The organism is Oceanobacillus arenosus (genome assembly GCF_003369575.1).
Lineage (GTDB): Bacteria > Bacillota > Bacilli > Bacillales > Amphibacillaceae > Oceanobacillus > Oceanobacillus arenosus.
Window position 1 is genome coordinate 1 of the sequence record NZ_PIOC01000028.1, and the last position, 22,399, is coordinate 22,399.

24 protein-coding genes, 2 tRNA genes, 1 rRNA gene and 1 riboswitch are annotated in these 22,399 nt (G+C 37.8%); of the genes, 22 read left to right on the forward strand and 5 right to left on the reverse strand.

Annotation, left to right across the window (positions count from 1 at the left end):
• From rrf to CWR48_RS17565, 3 genes are all read left to right on the forward strand, one after another.
• A 5S ribosomal RNA gene (rrf, locus tag CWR48_RS17555) occupies nt 1-89 on the forward strand; the annotation flags it as partial.
• Between the two features lie 44 nt (nt 90-133).
• Nucleotides 134-208, forward strand: a tRNA-Asn gene (locus CWR48_RS17560).
• Nucleotides 209-215: 7 nt separating this feature from the next.
• Nucleotides 216-288: transfer RNA gene (locus CWR48_RS17565), tRNA-Thr, on the forward strand.
• 75 nt (nt 289-363) lie between these two features.
• Here CWR48_RS17565 and CWR48_RS17570 read toward each other — a convergent pair.
• Genes CWR48_RS17570 through CWR48_RS17580 form a run of 3 tightly spaced genes read right to left on the reverse strand, consistent with a single transcriptional unit; the run spans nt 364 to nt 1,176 of the window.
• Nucleotides 364-573, reverse strand: coding sequence for a Rossmann-fold NAD(P)-binding domain-containing protein (locus tag CWR48_RS17570; protein WP_211316774.1), 210 nt, complete (start codon nt 571-573; stop codon nt 364-366).
• Nucleotides 548-970, reverse strand: a complete 423-nt coding sequence (locus CWR48_RS17575; protein WP_115774630.1) for a hypothetical protein — start codon at nt 968-970, stop codon at nt 548-550. The genes CWR48_RS17570 and CWR48_RS17575 overlap by 26 nt, the downstream gene beginning before the upstream one ends.
• Nucleotides 967-1,176: a helix-turn-helix transcriptional regulator gene (locus CWR48_RS17580; protein ID WP_115774631.1), complete on the reverse strand. Its 210-nt coding sequence runs from the start codon at nt 1,174-1,176 to the stop codon at nt 967-969. Before CWR48_RS17580 ends, CWR48_RS17575 begins: the two co-directional genes overlap by 4 nt.
• A 226-nt stretch (nt 1,177-1,402) precedes the next feature.
• Nucleotides 1,403-1,503, forward strand: a riboswitch (purine riboswitch).
• 97 nt (nt 1,504-1,600) lie between these two features.
• Here CWR48_RS17580 and CWR48_RS17585 point away from each other — a divergent pair.
• Entirely contained in the window at nt 1,601-2,896 is a 1,296-nt protein-coding gene (locus CWR48_RS17585) for an NCS2 family permease (RefSeq protein WP_115774632.1), read from the forward strand.
• Nucleotides 2,897-2,989: 93 nt separating this feature from the next.
• On the opposite strand, the gene CWR48_RS17590 is transcribed toward CWR48_RS17585, so the two are convergent.
• Nucleotides 2,990-3,901, reverse strand: coding sequence for an EamA family transporter (locus CWR48_RS17590; RefSeq protein WP_170140802.1), 912 nt, complete (start codon nt 3,899-3,901; stop codon nt 2,990-2,992).
• A gap of 225 nt (nt 3,902-4,126) precedes the next feature.
• Here CWR48_RS17590 and CWR48_RS20535 point away from each other — a divergent pair, with 225 nt between their 5' ends.
• From CWR48_RS20535 to CWR48_RS17605, 5 genes are all read left to right on the forward strand, one after another.
• Entirely contained in the window at nt 4,127-4,291 is a 165-nt protein-coding gene (locus CWR48_RS20535; protein WP_170140803.1) for a hypothetical protein, read from the forward strand.
• 44 nt (nt 4,292-4,335) lie between these two features.
• The gene (locus CWR48_RS20930; RefSeq protein WP_245976852.1) at nt 4,336-4,461 is read left to right on the forward strand and encodes a DUF6254 family protein; all 126 of its coding nucleotides are present in this window, start codon (nt 4,336-4,338) and stop codon (nt 4,459-4,461) included.
• 272 nt (nt 4,462-4,733) lie between these two features.
• Nucleotides 4,734-4,922 (forward strand): SEC-C metal-binding domain-containing protein, encoded by a 189-nt coding sequence (locus CWR48_RS17595; protein WP_115774634.1) that lies wholly within the window; start codon nt 4,734-4,736, stop codon nt 4,920-4,922.
• Nucleotides 4,923-4,961: 39 nt separating this feature from the next.
• Entirely contained in the window at nt 4,962-5,549 is a 588-nt protein-coding gene (locus CWR48_RS17600; protein WP_115774635.1) for a tetratricopeptide repeat protein, read from the forward strand.
• A gap of 157 nt (nt 5,550-5,706) precedes the next feature.
• Nucleotides 5,707-5,952 carry a hypothetical protein gene (locus tag CWR48_RS17605; RefSeq protein ID WP_115774636.1) on the forward strand — a complete coding sequence of 82 codons (246 nt, stop codon included), beginning with the start codon at nt 5,707-5,709 and terminating at the stop codon, nt 5,950-5,952.
• A 140-nt stretch (nt 5,953-6,092) separates the two neighbouring features.
• Here the strand turns inward: CWR48_RS17605 and CWR48_RS17610 are convergent, their stop codons facing one another.
• Entirely contained in the window at nt 6,093-6,815 is a 723-nt protein-coding gene (locus CWR48_RS17610) for a YwaF family protein (protein ID WP_115774637.1), read from the reverse strand.
• Nucleotides 6,816-7,135: 320 nt separating this feature from the next.
• Here CWR48_RS17610 and CWR48_RS17615 point away from each other — a divergent pair, with 320 nt between their 5' ends.
• The 13 genes from CWR48_RS17615 to CWR48_RS17675 all read left to right on the forward strand — a co-directional run bounded on the left by CWR48_RS17615 (nt 7,136) and on the right by CWR48_RS17675 (nt 22,316).
• Entirely contained in the window at nt 7,136-7,930 is a 795-nt protein-coding gene (locus tag CWR48_RS17615) for a helix-turn-helix domain-containing protein (RefSeq protein ID WP_245976853.1), read from the forward strand.
• Between the two features lie 193 nt (nt 7,931-8,123).
• Nucleotides 8,124-9,287 carry a Gfo/Idh/MocA family protein gene (locus CWR48_RS17620; RefSeq protein WP_115774639.1) on the forward strand — a complete coding sequence of 388 codons (1,164 nt, stop codon included), beginning with the start codon at nt 8,124-8,126 and terminating at the stop codon, nt 9,285-9,287.
• 12 nt (nt 9,288-9,299) lie between these two features.
• Nucleotides 9,300-10,484 (forward strand): dihydrodipicolinate synthase family protein, encoded by a 1,185-nt coding sequence (locus tag CWR48_RS17625; RefSeq protein WP_115774640.1) that lies wholly within the window; start codon nt 9,300-9,302, stop codon nt 10,482-10,484.
• Between the two features lie 22 nt (nt 10,485-10,506).
• Nucleotides 10,507-11,331: a sugar phosphate isomerase/epimerase family protein gene (locus tag CWR48_RS17630; RefSeq protein WP_211316775.1), complete on the forward strand. Its 825-nt coding sequence runs from the start codon at nt 10,507-10,509 to the stop codon at nt 11,329-11,331.
• 79 nt (nt 11,332-11,410) lie between these two features.
• Nucleotides 11,411-12,406, forward strand: a complete 996-nt coding sequence (locus CWR48_RS17635; protein WP_342772478.1) for a hydroxyacid dehydrogenase — start codon at nt 11,411-11,413, stop codon at nt 12,404-12,406.
• A gap of 17 nt (nt 12,407-12,423) precedes the next feature.
• On the forward strand, nt 12,424-13,188 hold the full coding sequence (locus tag CWR48_RS17640; protein ID WP_115774642.1) for a sugar phosphate isomerase/epimerase family protein: 765 nt from the start codon (nt 12,424-12,426) through the stop codon (nt 13,186-13,188).
• 379 nt (nt 13,189-13,567) lie between these two features.
• Nucleotides 13,568-14,728, forward strand: a complete 1,161-nt coding sequence (locus CWR48_RS17645; protein ID WP_211316776.1) for a Gfo/Idh/MocA family protein — start codon at nt 13,568-13,570, stop codon at nt 14,726-14,728.
• 36 nt (nt 14,729-14,764) lie between these two features.
• On the forward strand, nt 14,765-15,616 hold the full coding sequence (locus CWR48_RS17650; protein ID WP_115774643.1) for a sugar phosphate isomerase/epimerase family protein: 852 nt from the start codon (nt 14,765-14,767) through the stop codon (nt 15,614-15,616).
• Between the two features lie 145 nt (nt 15,617-15,761).
• On the forward strand, nt 15,762-16,703 hold the full coding sequence (locus tag CWR48_RS17655) for an ABC transporter permease (RefSeq protein ID WP_245976860.1): 942 nt from the start codon (nt 15,762-15,764) through the stop codon (nt 16,701-16,703).
• A gap of 81 nt (nt 16,704-16,784) precedes the next feature.
• Nucleotides 16,785-17,660 (forward strand): carbohydrate ABC transporter permease, encoded by an 876-nt coding sequence (locus CWR48_RS17660; RefSeq protein WP_115774644.1) that lies wholly within the window; start codon nt 16,785-16,787, stop codon nt 17,658-17,660.
• 48 nt (nt 17,661-17,708) lie between these two features.
• Nucleotides 17,709-19,304 (forward strand): extracellular solute-binding protein, encoded by a 1,596-nt coding sequence (locus tag CWR48_RS17665; RefSeq protein WP_115774645.1) that lies wholly within the window; start codon nt 17,709-17,711, stop codon nt 19,302-19,304.
• 169 nt (nt 19,305-19,473) lie between these two features.
• Nucleotides 19,474-20,517: an AraC family transcriptional regulator gene (locus CWR48_RS17670; protein ID WP_170140804.1), complete on the forward strand. Its 1,044-nt coding sequence runs from the start codon at nt 19,474-19,476 to the stop codon at nt 20,515-20,517.
• Entirely contained in the window at nt 20,517-22,316 is a 1,800-nt protein-coding gene (locus tag CWR48_RS17675) for a cache domain-containing sensor histidine kinase (RefSeq protein WP_115774647.1), read from the forward strand. Before CWR48_RS17670 ends, CWR48_RS17675 begins: the two co-directional genes overlap by 1 nt.
• Nucleotides 22,317-22,399: the final 83 nt, after the last annotated feature.

Consider the following 22,399-nt stretch of genomic DNA (forward strand, 5'->3'; position numbering starts at 1 on the left):
CCTGTTCCCATCCCGAACACAGTAGTTAAGCTCTTCAGCGCCGATGGTAGTTGGGACTTTGTCCCTGCAAGAGTAGGACGCCGCCAGGCTGCTTTTTTTCTATATAAATTACCTTAATATTTAATCATATTATTCCACAGTAGCTCAGTGGTAGAGCAATCGGCTGTTAACCGATCGGTCGTAGGTTCGAATCCTACCTGTGGAGCCATCTTTATGCTTCCATAGCTCAGCAGGTAGAGCACTTCCATGGTAAGGAAGGGGTCGTCCGTTCAAATCGGATTGGAAGCTCTCTGGAAAACGCTTGTCCTGTAAGGGATGGAGCGTTTTTTTTGTGTTTGTATGGTTTATTTGTACTGCGGCTTATTAAGGGCGGATTTCCCGAGGCTCAATAATGCCAACAGTGTGTACATCTTCTTTCTGGTTGATTGCTTCAATTACTCCATTTGAGATTTCCTCATTTGTTAGCCATCTGGAATGGTCCTTCTCAATAATAAATCCTAATTGGACTTGGTGATATTGACAGTTTCCGGGTACATGAAATTTTTGCCTACCTTCTTTTAATGATAAGAGCACCTATCCCTACAATCCAAATATAGGCAAAGAAAAAGAACCATAGATAAAGAATCGAAATCGACTCATTTCCTAATAGTGTGAAAACTGCTAAAGCCACTAATAAAATAGCTAAGGAAATATGAGATGTATATGCCAAAAAACGGAAAACATTGTGGATGACTTGTTCATCTGCTTCGGGCAAATTATTTCTTTTGCGTTTCTGTCTAATCAATTGAATTACTGTCAAAATGATAGTTGCTACCAAACCACCTATAAGCACTTCATACGGAAATTCACCTTGAAAAATATAAGCAAGAAATGAACCCAGCACAGCACCAATAAAAATACAAGTAATAATAAAGTATGGAGTCCACTTTTCTAAAATATTTCCCCATTTTTTTCTGTCCTTTACACTCATTTGTCATCCTCCTCTAAAATAAATATTTCATTAATTGGCATATCAAAATATGCTATTAATTTTAATGCCAGCTCAAGACTGGGATTATACTTATTTTTTTCAATTGCATTTATAGTTTGACGTGTAACTTGTAGATCCTCAGCCATTTTAACTTGAGTTATCCCCTTTTTTTGGCGGATTTCCCGAATATAATTAACCACCCTCATTAATCAACCCTCAAAATTAAAGTAAAGATACCTTTACATATATAATAACAAAAGACCACACGATTATCCGATTTATGATACGGTAATCATTAACTTTTTTTAGATGGCATTCCGCACGGTAGTCCGAATACCCGAAATTGTTAAAGGAACTGAAAAAAATAGACACTGTACTTTACAAACCTCTCTTGACGCCCACCCTCAAACTTGATATCATTTTTCTGTTATACTATAAACAATCGCTACATCTTGTATAAGTCCAAGAATACGGCTTGGACGTCTCTACCAGCTACCATAAATAGCTTGTCTACAAGGGATGGAAATGTAATTTCATTTTCCGTACCTTTTAAAGTTACTTTGGCGTGTAGGGAGTCGGCCGAAGTTTTTTTTATACATAAAAGTGGCAAATAGGGGATACTAACATATTATGAAAAACTTTTTTGGATTTAAAGAAAGAAATACGACATATAAACATGAAATCTTTGCAGGACTGACAACTTTTCTATCAGTAGCCTATATTTTAGTCGTAAACCCGCTTATTCTTAGTCAAGCAGGAATGGACCGTGGGGCTGTATTTACTGCAACTGCACTTACTGCGATTATTGGTTCATTGATGATTGGTTTACTGGCAAATTATCCGATTGCCATTGCGCCTAGTATGGGACTGAATTCATTCTTTACCTTTTCCGTTGTTATTGGGATGGGGATTGACTGGCAAGTTGCATTGACTGGCGTTTTTATTGCGGGAATTATTTTTATGATTTTAAGCTTTATGAAAATCCGGGAGAAGATTATTAATGTCATACCAGAGGATTTAAAACATGCGATTGCAGCTGGAATTGGGTTTTTCATTGCATTTATCGGTTTTAAAAATTCAGGGATTATCGTTGCTAATCCTGATACGTTTGTTTCGATTGGTGATTTAACATCGCCTGGAACAGCATTAGCTGTCATTGGTCTCGTCATCACCATTATTATGCTTGTTCGTGGAATGAATGGAGCAATTTTTTATGGAATGGCGATTACAACGATTATCGGGATGATTGTTGGATTAATTAAAATTCCAACTTCCATTATTGGTACGATTCCGAGTCTTGAGCCAACATTTGGTGTTGTGTTTATGAATCTGGATGCGATTTTTACTCCGGATGTATTAGCAGTTATTTTCACCTTTCTATTCGTTGCCTTTTTTGATACAGCTGGTTCCTTGATCGCGCTTACTAGCCAGGCTGGAATCATGAAAAACAATGAGATACCGAAAATTGGAAGAGCATTGCTTGCAGATTCTACAGCTGGGGCAATTGGAGCGGTACTCGGAACCACAACACCTGCAACCAGTGTAGAGTCCTCCTCAGGAATTGCAGTCGGCGGGAGAACTGGGTTTACATCAATCATCATTGCGCTTTGCTTCTTGATTGCATTATTCTTCTCACCTATTCTTGCTGTAATAACGACTGAAGTTACCGCTCCAGCGTTAATTATTGTTGGGGCATTAATGGCGGTGGATATTCGAAATATTGACTGGGGTAAAATAGAAGTTGTCATTCCTGCATTTTTGACAATTATTATGATGCCATTAACTTCCAGTGTGGCAATGGGTCTTGCTTTTGGATTCATTCTTTATCCATTAGCTCTAATGGCGCAAAAACGATTTAAAGAAATACACCCAATTATGTACGTGCTTTGTGTGTTGTTTATTTTGTACTTTATTTTTATTGCATAGCGGGTTTGCAGGCACTTTTGCTCAAACAAGTGCCTGTCACTTCCCGAATTTTGTCGAATGATAGGATGAATCAATCGTTCAATTAGCATACCTTTACCGTTTCATTAACACATGCCAAATCCCTTTTATTTCCCCAATTACAATTGCAACCAAGATAAGCAAGACACCGAACCATCTGGAGGGTGCGATATATTCGGAAAGTCCGATATATGCAACGATAACCGATACTGGAAGCTCAACAGCACCGAGGATGGTGGCTAGGCCAGGAGAAATATGTGGTGTTGACATGGCAAACATAAGTGGTGTTAAGATAAGTCCACATAGAGCAAGTCCACCTGCATAGAGCCATATGCTTCCACTACTTAAGACTTCAGCGCTTAGTGACATATGTGGTGGAAATACAATAAAGATTAATAGCGCTGCACCTGTAATCATAAGTGGTGTCCGAATCGTTGCGGGTACTTCAACAGCTACACGTCCACTGACAATGATAAATGCGGAGTAGGAGAATGCCGATCCAATTCCTAATACGAAGCCGAGAATTGTAATATCGGACAAACCCCCGTTAAATACATCTGCCGCAAATAATACACCTACCAAGGTTAGGACGACGGTAACCATCGTTTGTTTGCTTGGACGCTTCCGGCTGAAAACCCATTCAAATAATACACCAATCCAGACAAATTGGAATAACAATACAACTGCTAGTGATACTGGTAAATACTGCATCGATGCGTAATACAGGATACTTGTAAGGCCTGTGAAGCTTCCAGCGACTATAAGGGAGAGCACTGTTTTGATGGTTAGTTTTTTGGCTGCTTGTGGATGGCGTCTAAGGGCGAAAATTCCGATGGTCCAAAGTATGATCAAAGCTATGATGGCCTGTACCACAATAATTTCATTTAGTGTCCAGCCGGCCGCATAGCCTAAGTTAATAAATAAAGGGTTCAACCCAAAAAAAGCAGCACCCAGAAGAAAAGTGATGATAGCGTGATGACGTTTCATATTGTATAATCCTCCATTATTGTTAAATAACATGGTGTATTTCTCTGCTTTGGAAGAAGAAAACCATTACTACTATCATAGCATATTGGGGAGGTTTGTAGGAGGCTTGATTGATGCAACCTAAATGTCACTTTCTAACTACCATTCTTAACTCACCGATACCCCATGTTACATGAATAATTCACTCTCCTTTCCCCATACTAAAGCAATAAAGGAGGGATATTCATGGCGAAGCGAACGAAGAAAAATGATGCAGATCAAAAGAATAAACAGGGATTTGATTCCAGTAAAAGGGATTCAGAATTTTCCAAAGAAATAGGAAGCGGTAGCGCAAAAGCAAATCAAGCGCACAAAAATAGAGCAAAAAAGGAAAGGGCATCTAAAAGCTAAGATTAGTGATGCATTGATAATTTTGAAAAAGGAGTAATCATGCTATGTCTAAATCAAAACGACAACAAGAAAGAGAGAGGCAAGGAAAGAAGCAATCGCAAAATCCACATGGAAAGGTCAAATCCTTTGAAGAATTGACTACAGATGCAGGTAAGGATGAACCGAAATAAACCAAATAAATAAATTACTTCCATTTTAGTAGTTGCTTGGATGGTCATGTTGCCAGTCCCTCACTAATTTATCTGGGGCTGGTCACACAGCCATTAATAACTCGTCCCCACACCCCTACTCGTAATTCTGACTTCGATCCTTTTCTTTCTGGACAATATAATGACTTTCGAATGGTGACATTCTTGAACACAGTATTTCCTCCTAAGAACATCGCATGAATATCCTTGAATAATATTTATAGAAAATATACCTTAGTATGATGTGAATACTGATGAATAATATAGGTGGAAATGATTCTTGTCCATGTGGAAGTGGGAAAAAATATAAGAAATGCCATGGCACATCAAATGTGGTCGAAATCGGCCCGGGCCGGTATAATTCCCAATTAGAGCGTCTTCATTCAGGACTGATTGCATTTGCATTTAATGAATATGAATATGAATTGGGAAAAATAACCTAAGGATTTCCACAGCCATCCTTACATGGTGATGAGGAACGTATGGATTCTTACATGGTGGGACTAGCTGCTTGGATTATCTTGCATGAACCGATTCATAATGGTCAAACAATATTTGATATTTATTATAAAAAGCAACAGAACAAGATCAAGCATGAAAGAGTAAGAAAAACATTTGCGTCATGGACAGGAGCCGTCCCATCGATATACGAGATTCTTTCTATAACAGAGGAAAAGGATTTGGGTAAAGCGTTCATTAAGGAAAAGAAAGGGCATTTCTGGCTGATGACTGAAATCCGGCCATATATGCGGGAAAAAGCTGCACTTGCGGCCGTCCAATATAATCTTGGCGATAAATCTTCCGCAATCGAAAATTACGAGGAATTGCTGGAATTAAACCCGAATGATAATCAGGGAATTAGGTACCTGCTTTTGCCTATATATTTGGAAGAAGAGAAATATGAAGAGGCGAAAGAATTAATTCATGAATTTGATGTAGAGATCAGCGCCAATTTCCTTTTTAACAATGTCTTATTACACTATTCCAGAGATGGGCTTACAACAAAAACAAAATCCTTATGTAAAAGATTATTTAACTGGAAAGAAATCCGTTCCAGAACACAGGTATGATTATATAGGTTTAGGTGATGAACAGGAAGCTATCGTGTACGTACAGGAACATATTCATCTATGGAAAGAAGCACTACCACTTTTAATTCTTCTCCAATAATTCTGCCGTTCTTTTCTATTTAGTACATGCATAATCTATTATCAGGTGGTGATGATTATGTTTGAAATTTACGATGTTGTATTGATTCCGCTTATAATAGGTTTGGTCCAGCTTCTAAGAACGATAGGGTTAAAAACGAAATATCTACCACTTGCATCGTTAATTTTCGGTTTAGCTGGCGGAATATTTTATATGTACCCTGATGATCTCAAAGGTGGCATTATTGCTGGATTAATGCTAGGTTTATCGGCAAGTGGTTTATACAGTGGAACGAAGAAAGCATTGGAAAATAATGAGGAGTGATTGCTCATAGTTGCTATTTCGTAATACTTGTATATTTAGAAAAACAGGTGTAAATTCAAAGCTATTCATTCAATTGAATAGCTTTTCCCTATATTATTCGACTATAACTTGCTACAAGAGCACATTGAATTGCAAAACAGTTAACCTTTTCTGGACACAATCCATTTTACCACCAACCACATTCCCAAAAATACTCCAAACCCCACCAAACATAAATTTGCATAATACCAAACCCCACTCCCAAGTAAATCTAAAGGTGTATGAGTTGTTGGCTTATTTGCTAAATATAAATAATTGGATCCAAGCAACGGATTAACAACAAATCCAATGATTGCTGCATAAATAAGTAAGTAAACGTATGTTTCCAACATCGACATAAACGTAACTTTAATAGAACTCGTCGCTAATAAGAAGATTCCCGTCCAAGAAATTGCTAAATGAGATATAAAAAATTGCATGAAACGAAAATGCGGAAAGTCATAAAGTAGTTCAGGAGTGATGATCGCCAATAATGCAGGAATGGAGCCAATGAAAAATGCAATTACAATTAATCTCCGATTCAAACTCGCTAGCGCAATAGCACAGATGATGCTAGCAATCCCACAGAGATGTAGCGGAATATATTCGCTTACACTCCAGATGCCATTTGTCGCAGTCCATATTTGATAAGAAACCTCAGATAAAACGAGGGTACTAAATAGACTCCAGCGGATGATATTGTATGTGCGCGAGCCTAAACCAATCCGTTTACGCACTAAAAAGAAGAGAATAAGTCCAATTACGTAAATCAATATCATAACAAAATGACTCGTACCAAACGAAATAAAGGGGTCTCCATCAATAGTCATAAACCATTCCTTCATCTCCAATATCCTCCCATAAAAAAATGTCCTATACTACATTATATGCAGCATCCGCCATCTTCATTTCTACTTATCCATCAATAATATGGAAACGAGAGTTACTAAAAAAAAATAAGGTTGCATTGTCGATTTGATCTTGGTTGAAACTGCGACGAAGTGGAGTATATCTTTCCCCATTGCTAGCAAGTACTACGTAACAGCACTTAAAGGTTGAAAAAAGATAAATTATGTTAAAATTGAAATAAAAGGTAGCTAAAAAAGAGCAACAGATTGCTTCCAATTACGGAGATGCAACTACTAGGTGAGTTGGAGGAATTATTTTGAAGAATAGTATTCGTATTAAGGAGAATAAACATACAGAAAAAAGTTTAGTTGAGAAGCATTACCATCAAGTCCATCAGATCCTATATGTCCTAGAGAATAAGGGGGAGATTAAGCTGAATGACCAAACCCATCCATTTACACAGGATAGCTTAGCATTCATAACCCCCTATTCCCCGCATGCGATTACTTCAGATACGAAAATGACCGTACTCGTGCTAGAGTTTTCGGTGGATCAGCTAGGTGCAGATATGAACAAACTGCTCCTTGAATATTGTTTTGATGAGACGAAATTAGTCGAATTGAATCTATTTGAAGCCGGAAGTGTAAGGCAGTTATTAAGAAGAATGCTTTATGAACAATCACAGGGTGGAGCGATAAATCAAATGGCAATGAAAATCTATTGCACTGAATTATTGCTTGCTCTTCTTAGAAGCAGAGGAGAATCGAATATAACGAATGCAAATACGCTTCGCGCAGAACGTTTGCGTAGATATATTGATACACATTATTTTGAAGTTAGCAATGCCACGGAAATATCTCAGAAAATAGGAATCAGTACGCGACATGTCAATACGATTTTTAAAGAACATTATGATACGACACCAATGAAATATTTAAATGAAGTACGGTTGGAAATAGCGAAAAAGTTGTTGGCGGAAACAGAGAATGATATTGCCTCTATCTGCTTCGAAATAGGGTTTGAATCGCTCTCTACCTTCTATCGGCGCTTTAAAGAATTTACCGATGTCTCACCAAATCAATTTCGTTTATCGAACCAGTATTCTGAGTAACAACGATTGATGGTTTGGAAAACGCACAATATCGAATAAATCAATTTCCTGGATGCACGTCTCGGGTAGAACGAGGCCAGGCCTTATCGATTTTCACTTCCGAAATTGGGAATTCCATTCTTTCAATAATAAGACTCCCTGTAAAAAAGGATGTATGATAGCGTTAACAAATACCTTTTTGAGGAGGATGAATATGGCGACAATGCAAGTTGGGATTATTATGAATGGTGTTACAGGCCGAATGGGGACGAATCAGCATTTGATTCGCTCAATTGTTGCGATACGTGAACAAGGCGGAATCGAGTTAGCGAATGGTGATGTGATTATGCCTGATCCAATTTTAGTTGGAAGGCGTGCAAATCGATTAGAGGAATTAGCGAAGGCACATCAGTTATCACGATGGACAACAGATTTAGATGAAGCATTAGCAGATGATTATAATCAAATTTACTTTGATGCACAAACAACTGTAAGAAGGGCTGAAGCAATCCGTAAAGCAATTGCAGCAGGGAAGCATATTTACTGTGAAAAACCAACGGCAACGAATCTAGAGGAAGCGATTGAACTTGCTCAATTAGCAACCGAAGCAGGAGTGAAAAATGGGGTTGTTCAAGACAAGCTGTATCTTCCAGGGCTATTAAAATTAAAACGCTTAATTGATTCAGGGTTCTTTGGAAAAATCCTAAGCGTTCGAATGGAGTTTGGTTATTGGGTATTTGAAGGAGACTGGCAAGAAGGGCAACGTCCATCTTGGAATTATCGTAAAGAAGATGGCGGTGGAATGATTATCGATATGTATCCACATTGGAGCTATGTCATTCAGGGACTTTTTGGAAAAATTGAATCGGTTTCCTGTATTGGGACCACACATATTCCAAAACGTGTAGATGAAAATGGGGATCCCTACACTGCTACAGCAGATGATGCAGCATATGGAACATTTGAACTGGAAAATGGTGTGATCGTTCAAGCTAACTCTTCCTGGGCAGTCCGTGTCAATCGTGATGATTTATTCACGGTACAAGTGGATGGCACAGAAGGAAGTGCTGTGGCAGGATTAAGAGATTGTAAAGTACAGCATCGAGTCAACTCGCCAAAACCTGTCTGGAATCCTGACATTCCAAATCCTTTTGATTTCCAGTCTCATTGGCAAGAAGTACCTGACAATCAAGTATTTGATAACGCTTTTAAAATCCAGTGGGAAATGTTTTTAAAACATGTAGTTGCTGATGAAGCGTATACGTTGGATTTATATAAAGGGGCTGAAGGGATCCAGCTTGCGGAAGCTGCATTGCAGTCATGGAAGGAACGTAGATGGGTAGAAGTACCAGAAATAAAAACGAAGGTAAAGGCATAGGGGGAGATCGTGTTGGTACATTCGATAACACTGCCAAAGAAAAATGGTGAGTTGTACACGTATACACCGAAAGAGCCAATATCTTTTGATATCCCTGAAGCACACTTTAAAAAGCGGATTGTCTATTCTGCCGCACATGTTGTAGCAGATCCTTTCTCAGGCACAGACCCGATTCTTAACAGCAAAATTGACTGGGATGCGACGCTAAAATATCGGCATTATTTATGGTCACTGGGCTTAGGTGTGGCAGAAGCTATGGATACAGCACAGCGTGGGATGGGGTTGAACTGGGAACATGCAAAAGAGTTAATTAGCAGATCGGTTAAAGAAGCGAAGGCGGTAAATGGAAGAATAGCCTGTGGAGCTGGGACAGACCATTTGCAACCAAGTCCTGATTTGACTCTGGATGAAGTAGAAAGAGCATACGAAGAACAATGTGAATTTGTCGAAAATGAAGGTGGACGAATCATTCTAATGGCAAGCCGTGCACTTGCAGCCTGTGCGAAGACACCAGAGGATTATGAGCGAGTCTACCAAAATGTATTAAGCAAAGTCTCACAACCTGTGATCTTGCACTGGCTTGGGGATATGTTTGATCCAGCATTAAAGGGCTATTGGGGTCATGAAGATATCGACAAAGCGATGGATGTTTGTTTGCGCGTCATTAAAGAAAATGAAGATAAAATTGATGGAATTAAAATCTCGTTACTTGATGACACACGAGAAATCCAAATGAGACGATTACTTCCTGCGAGTGTAAAAATGTATACAGGTGACGATTTCAACTATCCTGATCTGATAAAAGGGGACGAAGAAGGTTACTCACACGCTTTGCTTGGAATCTTCGATGCAATTGCGCCGGCAGCAGCGAGTGCAATGCATGCTTTAGATGCTGATAATCTCGAACTATATGATTCCATTTTAGAAAAAACAGTCCCATTATCTCGTCATATTTTTCAGAAGCCAACATATGCCTACAAAACTGGTGTAGTCTTTATGGCATATTTGAATGGACACCAATCTCATTTTCGAATGATCGGTGGAGCAGAGGGGCAGCGTTCCATTATCCATTTATCGAATTTGTTTGTAATGGCTGATGAAGCGGGAATACTGCGAAATCCGGAGATGGCTATGGAAAGAATGCGATTTGTTTTGAATCAAGCAGGGGTAATGCAACCATTGAAGCAATTCATGTGAAACAAGTGGGGGGGAGAAGGAGATGGCAGAAGACATAGCACTTTTAAAACATCTTAGTTTGAATCAAATCACAACAGAACAGTGGAACTTGAAGGAAGCAGCACTAGGGTGCGCGAAAGCGGAAATTCCCTGGATATCTATTTGGCGTCATAAAATGGAGGAATTTGGACTTGCCGAAAGTAAGCGAATCATACAGGATACAGGACTACAGGTTTCCAGTCTTTGCCGTGGCGGGATGTTTCCGGCAGCAACGAAGGAGCAGCGCCAGAGAAATTTAGATGATAACAAACGTGCAGTGGAAGAAGCTGCTGAACTTGGCACAGATGTATTGGTACTTGTTTGTGGACCGGCACCGGACCGTGATATCGATTTATCAAGGCAATGGGTAGAGGAAGGGATCGAACAACTCGTCCCATTTGCTGAAGCTCATGGAGTTAAACTAGGAATTGAGCCACTTCATCCGATGTATGCGGCAGATCGATCCGTCATCGTAACACTCGGTCAAGCAAATAAAATGGCTGAAAAGTTTACTGCAGATCAAGTTGGTGTCGTTGTCGACGTGTTTCATGTATGGTGGGATCCGGAACTTTATGAACAGATTGCTCGTGCTAAAGGACGTATTCTTGGTTTTCATGTATCCGATTGGAATGTTCCGATTACAAATACATTTAAAGCAAGACGGATGATGGGGGACGGTGTCATTGAAATTCGCCGCATTCGTAAGGCGGTAGAAGAAGCAGGCTATCATGGTCCAATTGAAGTAGAAATCATGAATCAAGACTTATGGGATATGCCTGGTGATGATGTTCTTGCACTTATGAAAGACCGATTTGTAAAACACGTATAGTTGGGACTTAAGAATAGCTGAATAAGCTATTCTCTTTCCTGCTTTCAGGTACAATAGAATTTAACGGAGGTGGCAGATAGTGAAAGGCTTATTCATTATGGAAACGAAGGTAGTAGATTTAGTTTATCCGAAAGAAGTTAAAGAGGAAATTGAAAGCTTAGTAGATATTTATGCTCCACCAATGAGCGCTTTGGAAGTAAAGGAAAATCCGTCTGTATTAAAAGATGTCGATGTTATTTTCTCAAGCTGGGGTGGACCAACATTGGATGAAACTTTTTTAGAGGCTGCACCAAATTTGAAGGCGATGTTTTACGGGGCAGGAACAATTAAGAAAATCATGACGGATGCAGCATGGGACCGAGGGATTGTAATCACCACTGCTAGTGATGCGAATGCTGTTCCAGTTGCAGAATATACGTTATCGCAAATTTTATTTTTGCTCAAAGGTGGCTGGCAGATTTCACATGAAGTGAAGCAGAATAAAGCATATCCGAATAAGCGGTTGATGGATATTTCAGGTGGATTTGGCAGTACAGTTGGAATTATTTCTTTGAGTACCGTTGGACGCAAAGTAATCGAGTTATTGCAGCACTTTGATTTGAAAGTCCTTTTATATGATCCATTTGTAAGTGAAGAAGAGGCTGCAAAATATCATGCACAGCTATGTTCATTGGAGGAGATTTTTGCCAAATCAGATGTCGTCTCCCTTCACAGCCCGTTATTAGAGGAAACGACAGGTATGATAAAAGGAGAACACTTTGAAAAAATGAAGCCAAATGCTAGCTTTCTAAATACTGCGAGGGGCGCAATTGTAAACGAGCCGGAAATGATCGAGGTGCTAAAGGAAAGGCAGGATATTACGGCAGTATTGGATGTTACGTATCCAGAGCCACCAATTGAAGGTTCGCCTCTTTATGAACTGCCAAATGTGATTTTAACCCCGCATATTGCAGGAAGTCTTGGAAAAGAATGCGGTCGGATGGGGACATATATGTTAGATGAGTTGAAGCACTATTCAAACGGTGAGGCATTGCAATGGCAAGTGTCGAGACAGAAATTTAATGTTATGGCTTAAAACGAGGGAGGATATCGATGTTTAAAGTGGGTTTATGCTCGGTTACATTTAGAAATCTATCCGTAGAGGCAGTGATAAATGCCGCTAAAGAGTCTCAGATTCAGGGAATCGAATGGGGTGGAGATATTCATGTTCCACCTGGGAATCTGGAAAATGCTGAAAAGGTGGCCACTTTAACAAAGGATGCAGGAATGGAAATTATATCCTATGGGTCCTATTATCGTTTAGGGGATAAAACCGAGGAAGTTCCATTTCAGATGATTTTGGCAACTGCTACGAATCTAGAAGCACCAGCTATTCGTGTTTGGGCTGGAAAGTTAGGATCAGATGAAGCAACAGAAGATGATTGGCAAGTAGTAATAAAAGATGCGAGAAGAATTGCCGATTTGGCCAAGGAAAAGGATATTCGCATTAATTTGGAATATCATGGTCGTACATTAACAGATACGGTGGAAAGTGCAACTCGTTTGCTGAAGGAAATTAATCATGACAATGTCTCTTTATATTGGCAGCCAGCACTATTTGAAACGGTGGAAGAGCGGGTTAATAGTATTGGGAAAATCCGCCCTTGGCTCTCACATGTTCATGTTTTCTATTGGGAGATTATTAATAGTAATAGAGTCATGTATCCATTTTCAGAGGGTGTCAATGATTGGAAGAAATATTTGGCAAAATTAGGAAACGATAATGGCGTAAGGTATTTGATGATGGAATTTGTTAAGAATGGCAGCTTGGAACAGTTTAGAGAAGATGTGGAGACGTTAAGGGGAATAATAGAATAATGGGATTATAATTCTACCCATAAAAAACTAAAATGTGTAAGTAAAAAGACATTCGTCTCTTACTTACACATTTTAGTTTTTATACATGAAGATAACTCCGAATTACTTACAAATATTAACTACCAAAAAAATACTAATCCTATTTAAAACATTCCAAAGAAAACACCACAGACCCAAATATTACACAAGTAAACATTATCATAAAAGTGGTAAAATTCAATCAATCCGATAAAGTGGTATTTTATTTAGCGGGTATTGGTTCTACCTAGCCCATTAAATGAAAGTAATTACAAGTATTCGGATATAGTAAATATCAAATATGAAAGCGGATTCAATTGTGGTTGATTTCAAGAAAAAATTAGTATGGAGGGAGAGTATTATGGAGAAAGTCAGATTAGGTATTATCGGCTTAGGGGCACAAGGTGGAAATTATACTAGATTTATTTCAGAAGGAAAGGTTAAAAATATTGTAATTGGGGGATTTTGTGACACAGACCCGGATAAAAGGAAAGCGTATACTGAAAAATACCCAGATATACCGTTTTACGACAATTATACCGATCTTTTAAACAGCGGGAATGTAGATGCAATTGTTACTACAGTACCACACTATCTGCACCCAAAGATTGGAATTGCAGCATTAGAAAGAAATATCCATACATTAGTGGAAAAACCAGCAGGGGTTTACACCAAACAGGTAAATGAATTGAATGCGTTTGCAGAATCAAAGCCAGAATTGACATTTGCTGTGTTTTTCAATCAACGAACAAACCCACTTTATCAAAAGGTAAAAGAGCTGATTGACGATGGAGAGATTGGTGATATCCGCCGTACCAACTGGATTATTACAGCATGGTGGAGACCACAAGGATACTATGATCAAAGTGAATGGAGAGCAACATGGGAAGGCGAAGGTGGAGGTGTCCTTGTGAACCAGGCACCACATCAATTAGATCTCTTGCAATGGATTGCGGGCATGCCGAAAAAGGTCTACTCCGTCGTGAAATATGGATATCAAAGAGATATCGCGGTGGAAGATGATGTCACCGTAGTACTTGATTATGGTAATGGTGCAACAGGTGTATTCATTACTGCAACACATGATGTACTAGGTACAAATCGGTTTGAAATTCTAGGCGATAAGGGAAAAATTATCGTTGACGATAGTAAGAAGATTACGATCAAACGGTTACATAATCCTGAGTCTGAAATGAGTAATACGATGAGTTGGGCTGATATCAAGAAACTCACAGGTGGTGGTGATATGTCGCAAATATACAGCGAAGAAGTACTAGAGTTTAAAAGCGTATGGGGTAAGCAGCATATTGCCATTTTAGAGAACTTCGCTGGAAATATTTTAGATGGCACAGAATTAGTAGCACCAGGTAGTGATGGAATACATGGTGTTGCATTAGCCAACGCTATCCATCTATCGAGCTGGTTAGGAAAAGAAGTAGAACTACCAATTGATGAAGATGTGTTTTTAGCAGAATTAAATAAAAAGATTCAAGAAGAAAAGCGTGCATTAGTAGAAAAATAACCAATGACATCAAGCTTGTATAGGAGGTATATTACAGTGGAAAACGGTAAAATAGCAGTACAGATGATGATGCTGAAAGGCAAGGTTCAGGAATTTGGCGTTTATGAAACGCTGAGGAAGTTAAATGAACTTGGGTTTCATGCAGTAGAAATATCACAAATACCGATGACAAAGGAAAATGTAGCCGAATTCAAAAGAGCTACTGAAGATTTCGATATGGAGATTGCAGCGCTTTCGGCCACTATCGAATCCAAACCAGGTAGTACTAGCGATAACTTAACGGATCATTTTCAAAAGATCGTCGATGATTGTAAGGCGCTGGATAGTAATTACTTACGAGTTGGAATGCTACCGACTACGATATTAGGAGATAAGGATAAAATAATGGATTTTATCGATCAAGCCGAATCAATGGCAAAGCGACTCGATGAACATGGAATTAACTTCTATTATCACAATCATCACTTAGAATTCCAAAAATATGATGGGGAGTATCTATTGGATCTAATAAAAAACCATACGACAAAACTTGGCTTTGAGATAGATGTCCATTGGGCACATCGAGCAGGTATCGTACCAGTGGAATTAATAGAGCAATATGCTGGAAGAATCGCATTGCTCCATATTAAGGATTATCGGATTGGGAATATTGATTTGACAAATGTAAATGATCGGGCGACATATCAACAAAGACTCCATAATATCATTGAATTTGCAGAAATTGGCGAAGGTAACCTGAATATGAAAGCGATTATTGATGCGGGTCTTCACAATGGGACAAAATACTTCATTATTGAGCAAGATAATACGTATGGTAGGGACCCTTTTGAAAGCCTTCAAATATCGGCTAATAATTTAAGAAAATTGGGTTATGCAGATTGGTTTTAATCATAGATACGCTGGACTTCAGTAATCTGAAAATGTGTCTTGAATGTAATTAAAAGGATTATGAGAAGGGGGAGGGGATCGTTTGGAAGATACAAATACAGTTTTGCAAGAACAAAAACCGATCGTTAACCTTAAAAAGAAAAAGCTGCCAGTTAATGAGAATAAATCGAACGAACCAAAAAGGTTTGAATCAACGGTTGCACATTTAAAAAAATATAAGATGTTATATATCATATCCATACCAGGAATCTTATATTTTATTATATTTAAGTATATACCTCTTTTGGGCTCCATTATTGCTTTTAAAGATTACAATATTTTTCAAGGAATAATGGAGAGTTCGTGGGTTGGGTTAAAGCACTTTCAAGCATTATTTGAGAATCCTGATTCACTAAGGATAGTATCAAATACGCTATTATTAAGTTTTTACGATATGCTATTATTTCCTGCTCCACTTATTTTGGCACTGTTATTGAATGAGTTACGTCTAGTGATTTACAAAAAAATTATTCAAACAATCATTTATATGCCCCACTTTCTTTCATGGGTAATTATTAGTGGGATATTCATCGGTGTTCTATCACCGTCAACTGGTATTGTGAACCAATTTATTCAGTGGTTAGGCAGTGAACCAATCTATTTTATGGGATCTGAAGTGTTCATTCGTCCAATTCTCGTTTTCTCTAATGTATGGCAAAGTATAGGCTGGGGAACGATTATCTACTTAGCAGCTTTAACTGGGATTAATCCGGAACTATATGAGGCTGCAAAAGTAGATGGTGCAAATCGTTGGAAGCAAACATTACATATTACACTTCCAGCAATCCTTCCGACATTTAGCATTCTATTTTTATTGAGTATTGGTAATTTCCTAGATCTTGGATTTGAAAGGGTTTACACATTCCTTAACCCATTGAATCAACAAAATGGTGCGATATTAGATACGTATATTTATGAAGTTGGTTTACAGCAAGCGCAATATAGTTTTACAACAGCGATTGGCATATTAAAATCTATCGTTGGTTTAATATTAATTATGATTGCTAATTTCATAAGTAAGCGGCTAACTGGAACTAGTTTATACTAAAGCGCTTGGGATGGAACTGGCAAACTAGTGTCTATCGATAAATTTCCATGTAGTTTTCTAATAGAAAGAGAGGTAGAAATGATGTATAAACAAAGCCTTGGTGAGAGAATGTTTAATGTTAGTAATGCTTCATTTATTACATTGCTCTCATTAACGATGCTGCTTCCATTTCTGCATATTGTTGCAAAGTCACTTAGTTCCTCAGAGGCAATTGCAAATGGAGAAGTGTTGTTTTGGCCAGTAGGGTTTACATTGGACAATTTTCAATATATTCTTCAAGACAGTTCGATATGGCGGGCATTTGGGATTTCAGTATTAATTACAGTTGGTGGTACATTATTAAACCTGATTGCAACAGCTTCATTAGCATATCCGGCATCTAGACCAGAATTTAAGGCGAAAAAGCTTATATTATTGATGGTGTTATTCACTATGATTTTCTCGGCTCCGTTGATTCCATCATTTCTCTTGATTAAAAGTTTAGGGATGATTGATACGTTATGGGCTTTAGTTTTACCGGGGTTAATTAGTGCATTCAACTTTTTCATCATGCGAACATTTTTTATGAATATTCCTAGCACCATAATTGATGCAGCAAGGGTCGATGGTTTAGGAGAGATGGGTATATTGTTTAGAATTGTATTACCATTATCAAAGCCGACACTTGCTACGTTAGGGATTTTTTATGGGGTAGCGCACTGGAATAGCTATCAAAATGCTTTATACTTTATCAATGATCCAAGACTATATCCACTTCAAGTAAAGTTAAGACAAATGATTGTCACAGATGAACTGTCAGCAAGTCAAGGCGCAGATGCATACGCCATGATGTTTAGTTCACCTGAGGGGATTCAGATGGCAACGATTGTTTTTGCAACCTTACCAATCCTGCTTCTTTATCCATTTTTACAGAAGTATTTTGTAAAGGGTTCGATGCTGGGCTCTGTCAAAGAATAGTATTAACAGTGTAAAAATGATTAACCAAAAAATAGGGGGCATTAAATCATGAATCTGAAAAAATATAAAAATAAACTGATTATGTTTGCTTTCATCCTTATCTCTGTTATGTTACTCGCTGCATGTGACGATAAAACGAGTGAATCGAGAAGCACCGATACAGGCACAGACTCAGATGAAAAATACCCATTTTCAATATCGTTGCGTACACTTGGATTACCATATGTTGAGAACCATTCGGATATCAATGAAGATGAATATGTGAAACAATTAGAAGAATATACAAATACAGATTTAGATATTCGTTTAATGCCACATGATGATTTCCAAGTGAAATTGGATTTAATGTTTGCATCAGGCGATATTCCAGATGTTGTATCATCTCAGGGCTCATTCAAGAGTACTTCCAGCAATGGTCAATCGTTAAAGCAAGCTGTTGAAGCGGAGGTTTTCTTACCATTAGATGATTTAATTGATGAATATGGTCCCAATTTAAAGGAATCAATTCCTGCAGAGGTGTGGGATGATGTGCGGGGTGAAGACGGGAAAATATATGCGATACCGCAAATTCTAAGTAATCCGGCACGCCGGGCAACAGTAATCAGGAAAGATTTACTAGATCAAACCGGATTAGATGTACCGACAACTGTTGAAGAAACACTGGATGTATTACGTGCATTTAAAGAATTAGGAGTTCCACAACCATATGTTGCACGATCGAACTTCAGCTATTCTGATACTTTCTTTGCCGCTTATGATGTACAACCAATGTGGGAATTAGATGAATCAGGAAATCCTGTTCCGAAGTTCTATGACACTGAAAATATGGAAAAGGCTATCCAAACATATCGAACGATGTATGAAGAAGGGTTAATTCATCCGGAATTTTTGACACAGGATGTAAATAAATATAAAAACCTCATTGAATCAGGTGATGTTGGTATGTGGGCAATGAATGCTAACGCCCTTGTAGGATGGGATAAAAACCTTAAACAAAATGTACCTGATGCAGAAACCTTAGTCATTCCTTCGCCAATTGGTCCTGATGGTAAAGGTGGCTACCAATTGTATAGTCCTGTTCAAAGATCTTATTTAATCAATCAGGAAACGGAAAGTCCGGAAAAAATTATTCAGTTTTTTGATTGGATGGTATCCGAAGAAGCGGAAACATTCTTTACGTATGGAGTTGAAGGCGAAGATTATACCATAGAAAATGGAGAAATAAACTATATCCAACCAGAATCAACGGATGAGGTAAACAGAGAGGTATTCCGAGCAACATTCTTATGGTTGATTGCAGATGCAGTTTATACAGAAGGATTATTGGAAATGACACCTGAAGGACAAGATCTAATAAACGTATTTGATGAAATTCTCTCTAAAGAAGGAAGAAGTGGCATTGAATATAATCCACCATTAGATACGTTTGCAACGTTCCCAGCTTTACAATTTAAACCTGATTCATATCCGACTATTCTTTTAGAACATATTGCTAAGATGGTCACAGGTGCTGAACCCGTTGAAAATTGGGAAGGTATGCTAGAAGAGTGGGAGAGCCAAGGTGGAAACAAAATATTAGAAGAAGCAAAAGAAAGATATGATAGTGGTACATTCGATGAACCTATTACACCACCAGGCTTGTAACATAAGCAAATTATAAATGGAAATGATGGCATTTGCTTAAAACGAGCGAATGCCATCATTATTATTAGTAGTGATATTGATATCCACACCATGTATAATGGTAACAAAGGAATAGAAACTCAATTGCGAAAAATCGAAATTGGACAATGGGTAATAAGGGGAGATGGCTATGCATATCAATATTTTAATCATTGATGATGAACCTATTATACGTAAAGGTCTTAGTTATCTATTAAGTCATACAGAGATAAATGACGCCCATATCGAAGTTGTGGAGTCGAATGGGAGTCTGAACGCGAATCAACTCTTGGGTAAACAAGAATTTGATATTATCTTTACAGATATTCGCATGCCGGGAATGGATGGATTAACATTTATTGATCAGTGGAAAAACAAGGTGAATCAGACACAATGGGTAATCTTATCTGGATATGATGATTTTGGTTATGCGCAAAAGGCCATTTCGCTTGGAGTGAAGGAATATATTCTAAAACCGATAACGAAGAAAAATGTCAAAGATACATTGGAACGTCTTATTGATAACCATCGTAAGCAAAGTAATAATTTTATTGGCATGGATGAACTAGAAAAGGTGCGAATAAAATTGGAAGAGGCCATATGGACGCTGGATGAAGATTTTGCGGTATCTATAATAACAAGCTGGTATGATGAGATCATTCAGAGAGAGATAGCGGAGGATTATTATATTCGAACATTAAACGATTTATTCGCTAATTTGCTGCAGCGGGTTAATAATAGAGGGAGAATTCACATAGAAGATCAAGAGGTCACCATAACAGGAAAGGATACAAGCGTGATAACAGAGAACTTCCAAGCAGCTTGTATTAAGTTAATGGAACATATCCGTTTGCAGCGAAAAGGCCAAGTACTTGATCCAATTGAATTTGCAAAAGAATTTATTCAAGAAAATCTTGATAAAAAGCTAACCCTTGATGACGTGGCAAATAGAATAGGTCTAAATGCCACTTATTTCAGCCATCTGTTTAAAAAGGAAACCGGTATTAGTTTCATTGATTTCCGAATGCAATTGCGAATGGAAAAAGCAAAGGAACTTATTGAAACCGGTAATATGAAGATTACCGACATAGCGAATAGTATTGGTTATGAAGACCTCTCCCATTTTACAAAAACATTTAAGAAGTATACAGGTTACTCTCCATCAAAATATCTTTCAATAATGGAGAATAATTAATGAGAACCTGGTTTCATAAATTAAATTTATTTCAAAGATTACTAATATATTTTACGGTAATTATTATTTTTTCAATAGTTGTTGTATCTGTAACGACCTATTTAAAATCCTCGAAGGCAATTGAGAACCAAGTATCGATATATTTGAAGCAAATTGTTAGCAATGTCAACCTTCAAATCGATGATTATTTAGGAAACTATGAATTAGCAACCCTGCCGCTTGTAACAAACGAAGAAGTTAAAACATTTGTTGAAGGAAGACTGGTGGATAATTACGGGAAATATATGAATTATATGGAAATAAAGTCGCAGATGAATGAGACGATTATTGAACGACCGGAAATTGAGCAAATATACCTCATGGAGGGAAATGGGCACTATATTGTATCAAGGGATACTAGCAGTTTAACCCCAATTGATGAATTCTATCAAGAGTTAAATGAATTAACCTCAGATAGTGGGACGATCTTCATCTACCCTAGAATAAGCAATGATGAATTAGTTATTACGATGGCTCGGAAAATACGTGGAATGACAACTTGGGAACCTAAAGGAATTCTAGCAGTTGATCTAAATGCATCTAGATTAATTCGATCTTGGGGAGAAATTAATTTAGAAGATAATAGTTTCTTCATGATTGTAGATGACAAAGGTAAGATTATTTACCATCCGGAAATTGATTATATTGGGCAAGAGATGATACAGCCAATAAAGGAACAATTAGATGGTTCATTACATCATAATTTCTATGCAGACTGGAATGATGAGAGAACGTTTTTCTACTTTAATACGTCTGACTATACTGATTGGAAACTTGTGCTGGCAATTCCAGCCACTAAATTATTTCAGCCGATTTCAGGTATTCGTACAACTGTTTTTGTTTCAGGAGGATTGGCCTTACTTATTGCACTTGTATTTGCACAGCATTTTATTCGAAAAATCGTGAAGCCGATACGTATGATTGAAAGTACCATGAAAAAGGTGGAAAAAGGAAAATGGGAATTAGCATCCGAACCAGAAGGAAATGACGAAATAAGCAGTTTAGTAAAAAACTACAACAAGATGGTGAACCGATTATCGTTTCTTGTTGATCGGGTTTATAAAGCGGAACTTGAAAATCAAAAAGCAGAAATAATGTCGCAAAGACGTGAGCTGGAAAGAAGAAAGGTTGAATTTCAAGCGCTTCAATCACAGATTAATCCACATTTTTTATACAATACGTTAGGAACTATTAACTCCTATGCGATATTCAAAGAGATAGATGAAGTTTCTGAAATGACAGAAGCACTTGCCAATATGTTCCGTTATTCAACTAAAAATCTGGAGATTGCGACGATGGAAGATGAATTATCCCATGTAGGGGACTTTTTAATCATACAACAGCATCGCTGGCAAAAGAAATTTCCATTAGATATTGATATGGAAGATCACCTGTTACACTCAAAAATAGTAAAACTAAGTCTACAGCCATTAGTCGAGAATGCAATAGAACATGGGTTTCAAACAATCACGGATTCATCAAAGGTAACAATTAAAGGAGAGGTAAGCGGAACAACGCTATTCATATCTGTTATTGATAATGGTGTTGGAATAGAGCAGGTTAGATTAACACAACTTCGTGAACAACTAGAAAATGAGCAATTACATTATAAGATTGATCAAGGAATTGGTTTATTAAATGTCTCCAAAAGAACGAAATTGTTGTTCGGTGAGGAATATGGTATCGAGATATTCAGTGAAGTAAATAAGGGAACAACTGTAATGATGTCGGTCCCATACACCTCTAAAAGTATTAAGTAATCAATATAAATACTCTTTAATCAGAGAAGACGCATCACAAGCTACTCTAAGTAGCGTGATGCGTCTTCTATTTAATCTTATCT